This window comes from Streptomyces sp. NPDC127177 (assembly GCF_042672475.1).
Taxonomy (GTDB): domain Bacteria; phylum Actinomycetota; class Actinomycetes; order Streptomycetales; family Streptomycetaceae; genus Streptomyces.
This window is the reverse complement of record NZ_JBHXUW010000024.1, coordinates 79347-94934: the sequence shown is the minus strand read 5'-3', so window position 1 is coordinate 94934 and position 15588 is coordinate 79347. Positions and strand designations below refer to the sequence as shown.

The 15588-nt window shown below is 68.1% G+C and carries 13 protein-coding genes; 5 read left to right on the top strand and 8 right to left on the bottom strand.

The annotated features are described in order from the left end of the window. Positions 1-55: 55 nt before the first annotated feature. From ACFVJX_RS17210 to ACFVJX_RS17200, 3 genes are all read left to right on the top strand, one after another. Entirely contained in the window at positions 56-1081 is a 1026-nt protein-coding gene (locus ACFVJX_RS17210; protein ID WP_384122945.1) for a tetratricopeptide repeat protein, read from the top strand. A 702-nt stretch (positions 1082-1783) separates the two neighbouring features. Then, complete coding sequence (locus tag ACFVJX_RS17205) at positions 1784-2014, top strand: hypothetical protein (protein ID WP_384122943.1); 231 nt, start codon at positions 1784-1786, stop codon at positions 2012-2014. Continuing rightward, positions 2011-4647, top strand: coding sequence for a tetratricopeptide repeat protein (locus tag ACFVJX_RS17200; RefSeq protein WP_385744971.1), 2637 nt, complete (start codon positions 2011-2013; stop codon positions 4645-4647). Before ACFVJX_RS17205 ends, ACFVJX_RS17200 begins: the two co-directional genes overlap by 4 nt. Before the next feature lie 267 nt (positions 4648-4914). On the opposite strand, the gene ACFVJX_RS17195 is transcribed toward ACFVJX_RS17200, so the two are convergent. After that, positions 4915-5763 (bottom strand): hypothetical protein, encoded by an 849-nt coding sequence (locus ACFVJX_RS17195; protein WP_384122937.1) that lies wholly within the window; start codon positions 5761-5763, stop codon positions 4915-4917. Between the two features lie 461 nt (positions 5764-6224). Here ACFVJX_RS17195 and ACFVJX_RS17190 point away from each other — a divergent pair, with 461 nt between their 5' ends. After that, entirely contained in the window at positions 6225-6599 is a 375-nt protein-coding gene (locus ACFVJX_RS17190) for a hypothetical protein (protein ID WP_384122935.1), read from the top strand. A gap of 169 nt (positions 6600-6768) precedes the next feature. Here the strand turns inward: ACFVJX_RS17190 and ACFVJX_RS17185 are convergent, their stop codons facing one another. Continuing rightward, positions 6769-6987 carry an alpha/beta fold hydrolase gene (locus tag ACFVJX_RS17185; protein WP_384122933.1) on the bottom strand — a complete coding sequence of 73 codons (219 nt, stop codon included), beginning with the start codon at positions 6985-6987 and terminating at the stop codon, positions 6769-6771. A 421-nt stretch (positions 6988-7408) separates the two neighbouring features. On the opposite strand from ACFVJX_RS17185, the gene ACFVJX_RS17180 reads away from it, so the two are divergent. After that, positions 7409-7747, top strand: a complete 339-nt coding sequence (locus tag ACFVJX_RS17180; protein ID WP_384122931.1) for a thioredoxin family protein — start codon at positions 7409-7411, stop codon at positions 7745-7747. Between the two features lie 740 nt (positions 7748-8487). On the opposite strand, the gene ACFVJX_RS17175 is transcribed toward ACFVJX_RS17180, so the two are convergent. From ACFVJX_RS17175 to ACFVJX_RS17150, 6 genes are all read right to left on the bottom strand, one after another. Beyond that, on the bottom strand, positions 8488-9312 hold the full coding sequence (locus tag ACFVJX_RS17175) for an SDR family oxidoreductase (protein ID WP_384122929.1): 825 nt from the start codon (positions 9310-9312) through the stop codon (positions 8488-8490). Continuing rightward, positions 9309-10436: a hypothetical protein gene (locus ACFVJX_RS17170; protein ID WP_384122927.1), complete on the bottom strand. Its 1128-nt coding sequence runs from the start codon at positions 10434-10436 to the stop codon at positions 9309-9311. The genes ACFVJX_RS17175 and ACFVJX_RS17170 overlap by 4 nt, the downstream gene beginning before the upstream one ends. An 81-nt stretch (positions 10437-10517) precedes the next feature. Next, on the bottom strand, positions 10518-11528 hold the full coding sequence (locus tag ACFVJX_RS17165) for an AraC family transcriptional regulator (protein ID WP_384123058.1): 1011 nt from the start codon (positions 11526-11528) through the stop codon (positions 10518-10520). Between the two features lie 519 nt (positions 11529-12047). Further along, on the bottom strand, positions 12048-12722 hold the full coding sequence (locus ACFVJX_RS17160; protein WP_384122925.1) for an O-methyltransferase: 675 nt from the start codon (positions 12720-12722) through the stop codon (positions 12048-12050). A 208-nt stretch (positions 12723-12930) separates the two neighbouring features. Beyond that, positions 12931-13827 carry an SDR family oxidoreductase gene (locus ACFVJX_RS17155; protein ID WP_384122923.1) on the bottom strand — a complete coding sequence of 299 codons (897 nt, stop codon included), beginning with the start codon at positions 13825-13827 and terminating at the stop codon, positions 12931-12933. A 240-nt stretch (positions 13828-14067) separates the two neighbouring features. Continuing rightward, the gene (locus ACFVJX_RS17150; RefSeq protein WP_384122921.1) at positions 14068-15555 is read right to left on the bottom strand and encodes an MFS transporter; all 1488 of its coding nucleotides are present in this window, start codon (positions 15553-15555) and stop codon (positions 14068-14070) included. Between the last annotated feature and the right edge of the window lie 33 nt (positions 15556-15588).

The following is a 15588-nucleotide window of genomic DNA, read 5'->3' as shown; positions in this document are numbered from 1 at the left end:
TGCGGCACCCCACACAGATACCGTTGCATCAGTCCTGCACCTGGGAAGGAGCGACGTGGAACGCCGGGAGTTCATCCTCGCCTCCAGCGGATACGCGCTGTCCGCACTCGGCCTGCCCGACATGGACAGCATCACCCGCCGAACCAAGACCGCTCTTCCCGGAGCCATCCGCGTCGGCCAGGGCGAGGTGGCCGCCGTACGCCACATGGTCAAGGCCCTCGGCGACTCCGCCTCCGAACTCGGCGGCGGGCACGCCCGCCACCTGGCCGTCCGCTACCTAACCCAAGACGTCGCGCCCTGGCTGGCGGGCCACTTCACCGAAACCACCGGCCGCGACCTGTTCGCCGCTACGTCCCAGCTCGTCCACCTCGCCGGCTGGATGGCTCAGGACGAAGGCGACACCCCCGAACTGCGCGGACTCGCCCAGCGCTACTACGCGCATTCCTTCCGCCTGGCGGCGGAGGCCGGTGATCCGGAGCTGTCTGCGACCGCTCTCCGCGGCCTCGCCGTCCAGTGCGTCGACCTCGGCTATCGCGCCGAAGCCGTCCAACTCGGCGAAGCCTGCGTGGAGTACGGTCACCAGCTCGACAACCCGCGGGCCGTCGCCTACTACGAGGCCACCCTCGCCAACGCCGCCGCCCAGGACGACGACCGTCGTATGGCCACCAAGCACCTCGCCCTGTCCGAGACCGCCATCGGCAAGCCGACCGCCGCAGCCGGCGAGTCCTGGGCCGCCCACTACTCCCCCGGCCGCTGGGCCCACGAATCCGGCATGATCCTCTCCCGCCTCGGTGACCTCGACGCCGCCGAAGAACACCTCCACCTCGCCCTGGACATCCACGGCCTCGACCGCCGCCGCACCCGCGCCATCGTCCTCGCCGACCTCGGCGGCGTGCGCCTGCGCCAAGGCGACGTCGACGGCGCCATGGCCACCTGGAGCGAGTTCCTGGACTGCGCCGACGGCATCCGCTCGGTGAAGGTCCAAGCCGCGCTCCAGGACATGCGCGTCCGTCTGCGCCGGTACAACGGCGTCCCCGAGGCTCAGGAACTCCGCGAGCGGGCAGCCCGCGTCACGGGCTAGCGAACGCCCGCGCATAGCAGGTGAGGTGAGAGAGATTGGTCAACGGCGGATGCCGGGGGCAGGCGCTCATATGCCCGACAAGGAGCTCAAGGACCTTCAGATCGGCAGCCCTCCTGGTTATGCACTACATCGACCATACGGGCGTCCAGGCCACCTTCGACGAGATCCTCCACCGACCGACACACAGGGAGCGCGAGGCCGCCGCGGGCCGGACCACCCCGAACGCACCGCCGACCGCGCGCCAGGCACCCGGTCCGAGCCCCGTAGAACCTCACCTACTTCAACAAGGACCGGCGTCGGCGCGGCTGGCTTCCTACTCTGCTCCACCGGCCCGCGCCCGACGGCGTGCTGGCCAGCTCCACGCATGAAATGCGAGACACCTGCTGTGCCGTGCCTCCACTAGATATCCCTGCACACCCGGCACATCGCACTGCGAGGGCCTACCCTTGGCGCGAACATCCGGAGATGCCCCGGTAACGGGTGCATGCGTGAAGGGGGTTGGGTGTGGTTAGTGCGGAGATCGCGCAGTGGGTGCAGCAGGCTGGTCCTGCTGTGACGGCCGCCGTGAGTGCCTACGGGACGGCGGTGCTAACCCGGGCGCAGGACGCAGCTGCCGACGCCACAGTCGGGTTGGGGCAGCGGATCCTCCAAGTGGTATGGCGGCGTGGGGACGAAACCGGCCGGGCCGAGTTGGAGCGTGTGGTGGACGAGGCCGTCGACGAACAGGACGACGTGTTCACCACAGCCGTGCTGGGCAGGCTGCTCAAGCGCACGTTGCTGAATGACCACGAGCTACAGGAAGAATTGGCCGCGTTGCTGCCCGTTCTGGCCGCAGGCCCACTCACCGTCACCGCGTCCGGTGAACGGTCGATTGCCGCCCAACACATCGGTACCGCGATCACCGGCGACGGCCACACACCGCCCCGCCCATGAGCACGGACGCCGCCATGTCCCGGCAGGGTATCGAGGCTGGAGGACACCGGTCGGTAGCGGCCGAGCGGATCGGCATCGCCTATACCGGGGACGTGCTGCCATCCGAGGCGCTGCACGCGCCAGCGAAAGTCACGGCAGCACCGGGCACCTCGAACCTGGCCCCGGTTGCACTCTGCCTGGGACGTGATGAGGAACTGGCCGGATTGCGCCGTATTCTGACCAAGCAGTGCGAAGGTGCCATTACTCAGAGTGGGGCCGTGCACGGCCTCGGCGGGATCGGTAAGAGCGCTCTTGCCCTGTACTACGCCCACCGCTACCGCAACGACTACACGCTAATTTGGTGGATCAACGCGGCTTCCTCTGACGAGATCGAGACCTCCCTCACCAACCTCACGCACATGCTGGTCCCCGACTGGTCGACTACGGCCGGACGCGCTGCACAGGTGGCGTGGGCGATGCAGTGGCTTGCCTGGAATCCCGGCTGGCTGCTGGTCTACGACAACGTCGAGGACCCCGGAAACCTTGCCCCGTACACCGGGGCACTCCACCAGGGGCACCACCTGGCCACCAGTCGCCGCACCACGGGCTGGCCCGACAGCATCCCCACTCTGATCCTGGGCAATCTGAGCCCTGACGACGCCACCATCCTGCTGTGCCGACTCATTTTCAAGACCGATGCTCCTACACCGCGGCAGCAGGCCGACGCTCGGGCTCTGTCTGCCGACCTCGGGCACTTCCCTCTGGCGATTAGGCAGGCTGGCGCCTATCTAACACAGAACCTCGGTGTCAGTCTCGATTCTTATCGTCGCCGTCTGGGCGCCAAACTTGCCAAGGCCGCCCACGGAATCAACGCCGAGCGCACCATCGCGCAGATCTGGAACGTTACTTTCCACGCCCTGGAGGAGAGTAGTTCACTTGCTGTGGAGGTACTGCATACCGCCGCTTGGCTCGCCCCGGACGACATCCCGCATACCCTGCTTACACCATCTGATATAGAGCCGGACGACATTGCGGAGGCCATCGGTACTTTGGCCGCATACAGCATGGTTACCGACACGGGCAGCAGCGTCACCATCCACCGCATGGTCCAAACTGTCCTGCGCACCCCCCAAGATGCCGTCGGAACCTACTCCGAACGGCATCTCCAAGGGCGCAGTCGCGCCGAAGAAAATACCTTGCGCCATCTCACCCCGCCCTCGGGCCAGGAGAACACCACCAACAACCAGTGGGACTCCCTTACGCCTCATCTGGTAAACCTCGCTGCAACTACTCCTCCCGGACACCACAACGCTGCCCTCACCGAGGCGTACGTCGCCGCTGCGAGCCGACTTCACCAGCAAGGCCACACCGCCCGCACCATCTCCCTCTCTGAGGCCGTACTAGCCGAGCGTGAGCAGGTCCTCGGCTACGCCCATCCCGACACCCTGTCCATCCGCAACAACCTTGCTGCGGCTTTTGAATCGGCAGGGGACCTGGGGCGGGCCATTCCTCTGTACGTGACCACCCTCGTCCAGCGCGAGCAGATCCTCGGCGACACCCACCCCCACACGCTCATCAGCCGAAATTGCCTCGCCGGCGCATACGAATCGGCAGGGGACCTGGGCCGGGCCATTCCTCTCTACGAGACCACCCTCGCCCAACGCGAGCAGATCCTCGGCGACACCCACCCCGACACGCTGACCACCCGCAACGACCTCGCCTACACATACCAAACGGCTGGGGACCTGGGCCGGGCTATTCCTCTGTACGAGACCACCCTCGCCCAACGCGAGCAGGCCCTCGGCGACACCCACCCCGACACGCTGGCCACCCGCAACAACCTCGCCCACGCTTACCAAACCGCGGGGGACCTGGAACGAGCCATCCCTCTGCATCAGGCCACCCTTGCGCAGCGTAAGCAGATCCTCGGCGACACCCACCCCCACACACTCTCCAGCCGCACCAACCTCGCCGACGCATACTTGGCGGAGGGTGATCTAGGGCGTGCCATCCCCCTGTACGAGACCACCCTCGCGCAATGCGAACAGGCCCTCGGCGACACCCACCCCCACACACTGGTCAGCCGAAATTGCCTCGCCGGCGCATACGAATCGGCAGGGGACCTGGGCCGGGCCATTCCTCTCTACGAGACCACCCTCGCCCAGCGCGAGCAGGTGCTCGGTGACACCCACCCTGACACGCTCATCAGCCGAATTTGCCTCGCTGGCGCATACGAATCGGCAGGGGACCTGGGCCGTGCTATTCCTCTCTACGAGACTTCTCTCACACAATGTGAACAAACGCTCGGCGACACCCACCCCCACACACTCTCCAGCCGCACCAACCTCGCCGACGCATACTTGGCGGAGGGTGATCCAGGGCGTGCCATCCCTCTGTACGAGACCGCCATCGCGCAATGCGAACAGGTCTTCGGCGACACCCACCCCAACACGCTGATCAGCCGCAACAATCTAGCTGGCGCCTATCTAACGAGAGGTGATCTGGGGCGTGCCATCCCTCTGTACGAGACCACCCTCGCACAATGCGAACAGGTCTTCGGCGACACCCACCCCAACACGCTGATCAGCCAGAAGAACCTCGCTAATGCTCGAAAGTACATCGAAGTCACACCTCGAAAAAACACAACAACCTAGCGGGCAGAACCAGCACCGACGCGACTCTCAGAAAGGGCCTTGTTTATCGTCTAGCCTATCCAAGAGCTCCGTGCTATCTGTCTGCCCTAAGACGCAACAGAATGCTGTTTCGCGAGACGTTCGCGACCCACTCCAGGGAACACCTATCCGGGCATCTCGCATCACGAGACGTAATTCTTATGCCCTGGGTCACCGTTCGGGCGATCAGTACGAACTCTCCACTCGACGCGGGCAGCAGTTGGAACAGCCGCACATGAGCAGCCAGCGTCAGAGCGGAGGCCCAGGAGAGAAGAACGTGCTGATGCTTCGCGTCAGACGTGACGCCTCATTGAGCCCATGCCGCGCCGCCAAAAGCACGTATACGGCCACAGGGAAGGCCAGTATCGCCAATGGCACCATCAGCTCCGCCGGCACACCTAGCCACGCGAGGAGCAGCGAGAAGAGCGTTACACAGAGTACTGACCATGCGCACGCCTTCGCCAAGCGGAGGCCGTCCACCCGATCCGGTGCCAAAGAGCCCTCTCCAGATCCCTCGCTCGGAAGCAACGCCTCCGGGAGCATCTCCTGAAAGCGATCGGCGGCGATGCTGCTCGCGGCAGTCGCGGCCAGCAGACCAAGCTTCCGCGCCGCGCCCTCGCGATCCCGCATAAGTTCGTCTGCCGCCTGCGTAAACGCCGTGTCCACCAGCCTTACGTGGCTTACGAGTTCCTTTCGGATTGCCCGGCCAGCCCCGAACGCAGATGCAGCATCTCCGGCGACCTCCCGCAGGGGAAGGCCCACTCTTCTGACCTTCTTGCGGAGTCTCCCAGCATCCGTGTAGTGGCTTTCCGCCATACCGACCAGATCCCCACTGCCCGAGAGCAAGCTGAGGAGTGGGTAGAGCGGCTCGTAGCAGCGCGCGATGTGCTCCGCGCGCCATAGCGACCACACGAAGACGAGGACCATCGAGATGCAGACGAAGGCCCCAGTCGCCCGCGGGTTGCCCCCAGGTCCGAGAACGTAAGCAGAGTAGGACCCGCACGATACGGAACCAACATCGAGGATCCCGCCAGGTCGACAAGCCGGGCGGTAAGTAACAGCGCCCGTAACGCCCAGAGCCACGAAGGCGATCAGCACTCGCCGCAGTCTCAGTAGATAGGGGGCCCACCGAAATGCGAGTGCCTTACGGACACTGTGTGCATCGAAGGCGACACCCAGATCAGCCGCAGCCTTTTCCGCCCGGCCAACGTGCTTCTCGACCTGCCAGTTGTGCACCCCCCGTACTGGATGCCGCCGCTGCGGCGATCCTGCACCACTCACCGTTCCCCCTGTGTCCTCGGTGAGAGGAAGCGTAGATGCAACGTCTGACAGCACGAGCGAAAATGGACATCCCCGAGGCGTATCCGCGTCTCGGGAGCATGGCGCCGCCTCGCGCCCTTCTACCCGCTCTCTGCCACGCAGGGAAACACCGAGCGGGCGGCCATGAGCCGCTGCAAGAGCCGTGACGCAATGCAGTAGGGACAACCGAGAGGACTGCGATCCGAATATCGGGTTCGGACGTGGCGTGCAGCACACATGCCACAGAGCAGGACAAAACCGTGGCCGCGGCCCACCGACGCGGGTGGAGCGAGGGCCACAAGTCGGGAAGTGAAAGCAGCGCGCGCTTCTCCAAGTCCCATAACGAGCGGCTGGAGCAGCGCGTCAAGGAGCTTGAGGAGCAGCTGGACAGTACACGGCGCGTGCACGAGGTCAATGGCTGCCAGGTCGTGGAGGTTGGCGGGTATGGATACCGCTGGCGCGGGAGCGAACCCCTCAAAGTCGGCGACCGGGTGCTGCTACCCGAGAATTACGTGAGCCGTCTCAAGAATGGCCCAGGCCCCACCGCGGGCGTGGTCAACAAGCTCGGCACCACCTACCGAGGATCCCTCTCCGACATAGTGGGGCTGGCACCGGCAACTGGTGGAGACGGCTGACGGAACCGCGTGCCACAACGTGCCAGTAGGGGCGGTAAGCAGCGGTCAACAGCAGGCACCAGATGATGGCGAGAGTCCTACCGTTAGTAGACGTTTATGCAGTTCAGAGACCACATGAAGGCTCAAGTGCCGGGTGATTCCCAAGCTCAGAGCGCGAGTTCGATTCTCGTCACCCGCTCCATGAAAAAGCCCCAGGCCAACCGCCCGGGGCTTTCTTGTTGGCCCGGAGCGGAATCCGGATGTCGCCGACTGGTGACGTGCAGCCGATCCCTAGGGCGAGCACCCGGTGCGGGTGGCGGGCTGCGAGTTGCTGGGCCAGGCGTCCACCCATGGACGTGCCGTAGACGTCGGCCCCGTCGATACCGAGGTAGTCAAGCATCGCGGCCACGTCCAGGGCGAAGAGCTCGGTGCCGTAGGGCTTGTTGGGCTTCTCGATCTCCCCGTGTCGCGGAGGTCGAGGGTGAGGGTGCCGCGAGCCACGGGCCGCGTGGAAGTCGTCGCGTACCCCGTCCCGTCAACTGACGCTGGCGGTCGGTCTCCGGGTCCGCTGACGCCTCACCCGTCTACCGCCGTGTCCGCGAGCGTTCAGAAATAGTGCTCGTTCCCGGTGCCGAGCCGCTATGCCCCTGGAAATCGACTTTCCGGTCGTCGTGACAAGGGGCCGGGCCGCTCGTCCCAGGCACCAGCGCCGTCCTGCGACGGCCCGTAGCCCCCTCCCGGCAGCCGGCCGGACGACCGGCCAGGGCCGACCTGGCACACCGCGCGAGGGATGATGGGATGGAGTACGGAACGTGAGGTCAGGAGCTCCCATGACAAAGCTGGTTCACCGACCTCGTGAGGACGCGGAGTTCAGTTTCATCCTCGGGAGAAGCAAGGTTCCGGTCCTCGCATACTTCACCGGGGCATGGCCCAAGGCAATCGAGCCCTGTCGGGTGATGGATTTCGTCGTGGGCGACATCGCCGCCGCCTACACGGGCCGCCTGACGGTCGTCCGCACCGACATCACGCGTTGCCCGGCGGCAACCGAGCGATACGGGGTCACCGGAGCCCCATCCTGCCTCCTGCTGAAGGAGGGAGCGGCGGTGGCGCACGGCGCAGGGCCTATGACCATCGACGAGGTACGGAAGTTCCTGGACGATCACCTCTGAGCGCCCGCTGCGGCGCCCGAACCGTCGCTTCTCGGGCGCGGTGTTCATCAGCGAGCAGGGATGTGGCTATGCGTCGCTGCTGGTGGTGACGGGCCCGTACCGAGGTGCCGTCCGGGAGGACCTGAGACCCATGGACCGAGGTATCGAGCCGCCCGGGCACGACTTCGCGTCCTCGTACCGAAGTTGGCTCGATCGCACTGAGCAACGGCTCGACAGGTGACAGGGTGAGGACCATGCAGTACTGCGAACGCCATGAAATGAACAACTGCGCGGACTGCGGTGAGCCCGCGTCCCGCGGCAGCGCACCCACCGGTGACTGGGATGGCTGGCCGGCGGCCGCGATCATCGTCCACGCCAGTGGCAAGGCGCACCTTCCCGGCTGCATGCACATCGTCCCGGCGGACATCCGGCCGCCCCGCTACGGCTGGGTACCCGCCCCTTCGCCCGGGGCATGGCGTCGTCTCGCACCCTCCAGCCCTCTCCGTGCCACCCGGGGCAACCTTGATCGAGCTGCCGTGAGCCGATGCGAGAGTTGCGACGCGACGCAATAGGGCCGCCGGCCGCCGCCGCTCGACCCATTCGTGGACAACGAGCTGTGCTGCGCCCCGGGCCCTCGCGTGCGACCTCTGCCGGCGGCGGCATGCATGCGGCATGTCCAGGCTCTGCGGCAGTCAGGTCCGCATTCCCGCTCCGACGCACGGGCCCGTCCCCTTCGGGCAGCGTGCGTGTGGGGACGGGACCTACTCCGACCTGCTCTTGGCCGACATCCTGCGCTGTACCCGTCTGCCCCGTGCGACCGCCAGCGGGAAGGCGCGCAGCCCGAGGGCGGGGAGGGCGTCGGCCAGGCGTGCCTGCAGTCCTCGCCAGGCCGGTACCGCGGTGACCGGGCGCGGGCGGTCCAGCACCTTGCGCACCGCGTCGACGACCTCCTCGGGCTTGAGCAGCTTGCCGGAGAAAGACAGAGCCGAGGCGGGGTCGTCGAGTTTGTCGTGGAGCATCGGGGTCCAGATGCCGTCGGGGCAGACGCAGGAGATGTCGATCTCCTTGATCCCGGCGAGGCGCAGGTCGGCGAGTGTGCTCAGGCTGAAGCCGAGGGCGGCGTGCTTGGACGCCGCGTACACCGCCTCGCCCGGGACCGCGGTCAGCCCTGCCAGCGATACGACGTTGACGATGTGACCGCCGGTGACCCGCATGGCCCCGATCGCGGCGACGGTGCCGTTGATGGTGCCGAGGGCGTTGACCTCCAGCATCAGGCGGCGTATCTCGGGCGACTGCTCCCAGACCGGCCCGGTAGCGAGCACTCCGGCGTTGTTGACCCAGACGTCCAGGCGGCCGGCCTCCGCCACGACGAGGTCCCGCGCCCCGGTGACCTGGGCCTCGTCCCGTACGTCGACGGCGGCCCACAGGACGTGGGGTCCGAGTTCGGCGGCCGCGGTGCGTGCCGCGTCCCCGTCGACGTCGGTGACCAGCACCCGGTGGCCTCGCTCGACCAGGACCGCGGCGATCAGCCTGCCGAGGCCGCGGCCGGCCCCGGTGACGACCGCGCCTGCCGGTGAGCGGTTCATCGCCGGCCGCCCTTGATCTCGCCGTAGGCGATCCCGCCGTGGACGTAGGTGGGCACCACCGGCCAGAACCGCTTCCAGGGTGCGAGTTCGGTCGAGGGCAGGATCTGCAGCCAGCGCGGGTCCGCCTTGCAGCGGTCGGCGAGGGTCTTCTCCTTGACCATCGAGTCGTACTGGTCGAGTGAGTCCTCCAGCGTGTTGGCGTTGGGGCAGATCTCTCGGCCGAAGTTCTCGTGGTAGCGCCGCACTCCGGGGATCCTGGACAGTTCCGGCTGCCAGTTGTCCAGCGAGATGCCGTTCTCCGAGGACACCCAGACGCCGTCCGGGGTGTTGAGCACCAGCGAGTGGTTGCCGTCGGTGTGCCCCGGGGTCCACAGCAGTGCGACGCCGGGACCGAGTTCGATGTCCCCGTCGAAGGTGACGAACCTCGTAGGATCGACGCCGCCCAGACCGCCGTCGACGTACCAGGCCCACTGCATCGGGTGCAGGGACCGCAGCGTCGCCAGCTCACGGCTGTGCACCAGCATCCTCGCCGCGCCGAAGAGCGGCTTGCGCGGCGTCTCCTCGCCCTCGATGACCTCGGTGGAGCCGAGGATCATCCGCGGGTCCTGCACGTGCAGGTGGTCGAAGGTGCAGAAGTCGATGTCGTCCGCGGCCAGGCCCAGCCGGCGCAGGACGTCGCCGGGCTCCGCGTAGTACCTCAGCACCGCCCGCTCCAGCAGCTTGCCGCCGGGTGCCTTCGCCGTCAGCTTCCGCAGGTTGCGGTAGAACGGTGCCTCCGCGGAGCCGTCCGGCACCGTCGGCTCGAAGACCAGTGTGCGCGCCCGGCCGTCGAAGTCGTCGTACTGCACCACGATCATGCGGTTGATCATCGATATCAACGGGAGCGTGGGCACCGAGACCGCGTCGTGGAAGGCGTACTTCACCGGATACGGCGCCGCCGCGATGTCGACCGACTTCACCGCGCGCACCTGCCCCTGGGCCTTGAAGCGCACTTTGTACGCCGCAGCGGCCTCGCGGACCGCCCGCAGCCTCTCGCCGCGCGGCCACACGTCGTGGACGCCGTCGAACTCGGGTACCGCTCGCGCGCCGATCCCGTTCAGGTGGTCGGTTCCGGCTGTCGCCATGGCTGGCCACTCCTCGCTCTCGTCGTCGGGGCAGCAGAATGCACTCACGAGCGGGGCGGGGTTTGTTCCAGCGCGACAATCTCAGGAAGTGCCGCGCACCCGGTGGCGGACCTCGCTCGGGCTGGCGCCCTCCCACCTCCGTACGGCGTGGCTGAGAGCGGACTGGTCGGTGAACCCCGCCATCGCGGCCACCTGTCCGAGGGGCAGGCCGGTGGTGGTGATGTAACGCAGTGCGAGGCCCCGCCGTACGTCTTCGAGGATCTCCGCGAAGCCGGTCGACTCCGCGGCGAGCCGGCGTTGCAGGGTGCGGGGATGGATCGCGAGGAGCCGTGCGACGTGAGCGATCGTCGCGGGTGTGGTGCCGACGCTCCCCGCGAGCGCCCGCCGCACGTGCGTGGAGACCAGGTGGGCAGGGTCGGTGTGGTGACTGGCCAGATAGTCGACGGCCAGTCGGCGGATCGCCGCGTCCGCGCCCCGGAACTCCTTCTCGAGCAGCCGCCGCTCCACCCGCAACGCGGCGGCCGGGCTCCCGAACCTCACGTCCGCGCCGAAGAATTCGATGTACCGCGACACCGTCGACAGCGGCTGGTGCGGCAGCTCCACGGACCGAAGGCCGGCCAGGCTCCCGACAAGCATCAGTGCCACCCGGTGGAAGAGGCCGAGTCCGAGCTCAATGGCCTGCGGGGAGTACGGCGACTCGCGCAGGTCCTTCCGATAGGTCAGAGCGACGACCTCACGCCGTCCCCGCGGATCGGGTTCCACTCCGACGCTCAGTGCCGGGCTGTGGACGAACATGAACCGTGACGCGCACTCCAGTGCTTCCGCCACCGTGGACGAGGCCTGGATGGCCAGCGCCAGCCTGCCGAGGATGCCGAGATCCTGCGCGCAGGCCAGGCGGAGGCCGAAATCAGGGCATCGGAGATCACGGGCGACTGCGTCGAGCATCAGATCGTGGCCGGTGATCGGGACGAGCCCCTCCTCGGAGATGAGCGCCTCCGGGGGGATCGCGAATCGCCCCATGAATTCGGCGGGGTCGCCGCCGAGCTCTTCGACGAGGCGCGTAAAACCGCGCAGGCTGGCGCCTCGAATCATTGCAACCACCGGGCGATGCTAACGCCGCACGCGGTCGCTCAATGGCGAGTTCCGCCCCCGCAGCAGCTCGTGCACGCCCTCGCCGACCTGCTCGAAGGATGGTGGAACACGGGTGAAGGCCTCGACGAGAGCCTCGCCACCTGCGGACTTCCGGCGACTCAAGCAGGCTTGCGCGCATACCTCGGGCTTCCTCCGGTCGACCACGGGTGCCGGCCGCCGAGCAGCTAGGCGTGAGGTGACCACCGCAGTCCGCACCGTCCGGCTTCGAACCTGATCGGCCGCACAGGTCCGGCTCGGTACCCAATGGATCCCGACTCGGCCAAGAGCCCTGAGGACTGGGCCGCCACGTACCGTCGTGACTGTCCCTCGCGCACCGTGGTGGAGATGATCGCCAACAAGTGGGCGCTCTAGGTGCTGGGCTTAGGCGGGCTGGGTGCCCTTGGGCGGTACGACCGGCCGATGTGCTTCAGCGAGCTGCGGCGGCTCCTCGACGGGCCGGCACGGACCCGGCCCCCCTTGTCAGAGGCGGCAGCTGATTTCGAGGCCGTCCTCAACGGGGAATGTGACGCTGTGGTACCCGTTGGCCGTGTCCCGGACGTGGTCGAGGTACGGGCCGAGGTCGGGGAGGTTTACGTCGTCGGCGACGACCAGGGTGCCGGGAGCGATGTGCGGCTCCAGGAGTTGCAGGACCGGCAGGCAGAGGTCCTTCCACCCGTCCAGGAACAGGAAGTCGACAGGCTGCCGTAGTCCGGCGAGCGTCTGCAGGGCGTCCCCCTCCAGCACCGTGATCACGTCGTCGAGACCGGTGGCCGCGAAGGTCTCACGGGCGGCGGCCGCCTTGGCCCGGCTCATCTCCGTGGTGATGACCCGGCCCTTGCCGTTGTCGCGAACGGCGGCGGCCAGGTGCAGGGTGGAGATGCCGAACGAAGTGCCGAACTCGACCACTACGGCCGGTCCGGTGGCGCGGACCAGGTTGTAGAGGAGCCTGCCGCCGTCGGCGGAGATCGGCATGTAGATCTCCTGTGCCGCGTCGGCGAGTTGCTGAGCCGTCAGCGACGCCCGGTCGTAGGGAACGGTCCCGTCGGGAACGGGGCCGTCGGGAACGGCCTCGTCGTCGCGGGCGGCTGCTTCGAACATGCGGGTGAGGGCTGCGGAGACACGCGGTTCTGTGAGGGTGCAGGCATGCGTGGCCATGATGTTGGCTCCTTCGGGCGGTTATGTACGAGGGGCGCCAGAGGTGGTCCCAAGAGCCCACGTGGTGGGGCCCGGAAGTGGCTGGCGTAGATGGGCAGATGGGCGGTTGGGCGGATAGGTGGGTGGGCGGATAGGCGGGCGGATAGGCGGGGGCACGGGAGCGTGGATCCGGCGGGCCCGTCCTCCCGTGCCCCCGCGGCCCATCTCGTCAGGCGGCCGTGTAGGCGCCCGCGTCAATGTCCGCGAGCAGGGACGGCCCCGCGGGTTCCCAGGGAAGGAGCTGCCTGGTCGCCTTGCTGGACGCGGACATGGTGGAGGCGAAGAAGCCGCCGACGAAGCCGAAATGGGCAGCGGCATCCTGCGGAGCGACCTTGGCCACCGGCAGCCCGAGGCTGCGGCCGATCGCCTCGGCGATCGCCTTGGTGGTGACGGCCTCCTCGGCGACTGCGTGCAGGCGCGTCCCCGCGGGTGCCTGCTCCATGCCCAGGCGGATGAGGCGGGCGGCATCGTCGCGGTGCACCGCCGACCAGGTGGCGGTGCCCTCGCCGATGTAGCCCGAGACGCCCTGCTTACGGGCGGCCTCGGTGAGGAAGTTGACGAATCCCCAGTCGCCACTGCCGTGAACGCTCGGTGCGAACCGGGTGATCACCGTCCTCACGCCTCGGGCCACGTAGTCCAGGGCGAGATTCTCGCTGCCACCCCGGTTGGAGTCCGGGCCGATGGCAGGCGAGACGTCGTCCTCCGTGGCAGGACGGCCCTCCACGAGGCCCGAGAGCGGTGCGGCGACGACGAACGGGCGGTCGGTTCCGGCCAGGGCGTCACCGAGTGCCTGGACCGCGGCGCGTTCGGAGCGGTCGGACTCGGCGGGGTTGCCCCAGTCGTGCTTGTTGGCCATGTGGATGACCGCGTCCGCCCGGCCGGCGCCTTGCTGCAACGAGGCGAGATCGTCCAGGTCGCCGCGGACGATATCTACGCCCTTGGCCGCGAGAGCCCGCTCGGCCCGGTCGGACCGGGCGAGGCCGGTGACCTGGTGGCCCGCCGAGACGAGTTCGTCGACAACGGCCGATCCGATCCAGCCGGTCGCTCCAGTGACAAATGCACGCATGAGCGTGTCCTCCTTCGCCCCCGAAGGGGCATGCGAATGTCGGAGATGGTCGTAGATGGGTGCGTCTAGTGCGTGTGGTGGGTGCCGTGCGTGTGGTGGGTGCCGTGCGTGTGGTGGGTGCCGTGCGTGTGGTGGGTGCCGTGCGTGTGGTGGGTGCCCTCGTGTGGCGGGTGCTGTGCTCGCGGTGGGTGTCGTGCTCGTGATGGGTTGGGTTCCGTGCTCGTGGTGGGTGCCGCGTTGCTATTGCGGGGCGGCCCGGTGGGCTCGGCGGGCGCCGGCTACGACCACGGCTCCGGCCAGCAGTACGACTAGGGCCGCGGCGCGCAGCGCGGTGTCGGCGCCTCGGGTGAACGCTTCGGTGACGGCGGTGTGGTCGGCCGGGGCCAGCACGAGCGCTTCGCGCACCGTGCGAGGCAGCGGCGAGTGCCCGTTCAGATCAGCGGGCAGGTGGTGGGTGAACCCGGCGGTGAGGACGGTGCCGACGACGGCAACGCCCAGGGCGCTGCCCAGCTCGCGGGTGGCCGACTGCAGCCCTCCCGCGATGCCCGCCCGTTCCACCGGCAGGGCCGAGGCGATCTGAGCGGTCAGACAGGGCGCGGCCAGCATGATGCCGAGCCCGATGACGAACAGACCGGCCGCGTACACGGGGTAGGCCATGGTCGAGGCGTACGAGAGGCCAAACAGGCCGGCGCCGGTGAGCGCGAAGGCCGCGGACAGTGTCGCGGGGACGCCGATACGGCGGATGAGCCCGGGGACGTATCGGGTGCCCACCAGGAGCGGGATGGTCAGCGGGATGATCCCGATGCCGGCCTGCAGCACGGAGAAGCCACGTCCGTACTGCAGCAGCGAGGCGTTGACGTAGAACAGCCCGAAGTTCCCGAAGAACGTGAGGGTCATGCCGAGTGCGGCGCTGCTGAGCGCGGGGCTGCGGAACAGCCGCGGGTCGAGCATGGGGTGGGGGACGCGTAGTTCGACACGTACCCAGCACAGGCCCAGCAGGGCGCCGCAGGCGAAGGCGGTGAGCACGACCGTGCTGCCCCAGCCCTGTCCGGGCCCTTCGATGATTCCGGTCAGCAGGGCCACGACGGCTGCCACGAACAGCAGCGTGCCGGGCAGGTCGAGGGTGCGCTCGGTACGGGCGCTGCGCGGTGCGGACCGTGCCGCCCACGCCAGGCAGCAGGCCGCGATGAGGGCGACCGCCACGAACAGGGCGCGCCAGGAGCCCGCGCTCAGCACCGCGCCGCCTCCGACGTTGCCGACGACGCCGCCGATGCCGGAGGCAGCCGCCCAGACGGCCAGCGCGTGGGGGCGCCGCCCGGGGGCGGTGGCGTGCAGGAGGATGCCGACGCAGTTGGGCAGGACGCACGCTGCGCCGAGACCCGTGACCGCGCGCCCGATCAGCATGACCGGCACGTTCGGCGCCATGGCCGACACCACGGCTCCGAACGCGAATATGCCGAGCCCTGCCATGAGTACGCCCTTGCGGCCGAGCTTGTCGCCGGCCGCGCCGGCAGGGATGACCAGGCAGGCGAAGATCACGACGTAGGCGTCGACGATCCACAGCAGGTTCGACGAGGTCGGTTGCAGTGAACTCGCGGCCAGCCGCGGCACCGCCAGGTTGATCGCCGCGACGAATCCGACGACCAGGGCGGTGCACACGCTCACGCAGGCCAGCACCGGGCCTGATCGCTGCTCCGGGCGCCGGGCGCCTTCCAGCATGGAAACCATTGCTCTCTGATTCCTTCGGGGACGGGAGTGCAC

Bases quoted from the DNA above. Each gene is read 5' to 3' on its own strand.
- ACFVJX_RS17150 (WP_384122921.1), bottom strand. From the start codon at position 15,555: ATGGTTTCCATGCTGGAAGGCGCCCGGCGCCCGGAGCAGCGATCAGGC.
- ACFVJX_RS17170 (WP_384122927.1), bottom strand. From the start codon at position 10,436: ATGGCGACAGCCGGAACCGACCACCTGAACGGGATCGGCGCGCGAGCG.
- ACFVJX_RS17165 (WP_384123058.1), bottom strand. From the start codon at position 11,528: ATGATTCGAGGCGCCAGCCTGCGCGGTTTTACGCGCCTCGTCGAAGAG.
- ACFVJX_RS17155 (WP_384122923.1), bottom strand. From the start codon at position 13,827: ATGCGTGCATTTGTCACTGGAGCGACCGGCTGGATCGGATCGGCCGTT.
- ACFVJX_RS17180 (WP_384122931.1), top strand. From the start codon at position 7,409: ATGACAAAGCTGGTTCACCGACCTCGTGAGGACGCGGAGTTCAGTTTC.
- ACFVJX_RS17175 (WP_384122929.1), bottom strand. From the start codon at position 9,312: ATGAACCGCTCACCGGCAGGCGCGGTCGTCACCGGGGCCGGCCGCGGC.
- ACFVJX_RS17160 (WP_384122925.1), bottom strand. From the start codon at position 12,722: ATGGCCACGCATGCCTGCACCCTCACAGAACCGCGTGTCTCCGCAGCC.
- ACFVJX_RS17200 (WP_385744971.1), top strand. From the start codon at position 2,011: ATGAGCACGGACGCCGCCATGTCCCGGCAGGGTATCGAGGCTGGAGGA.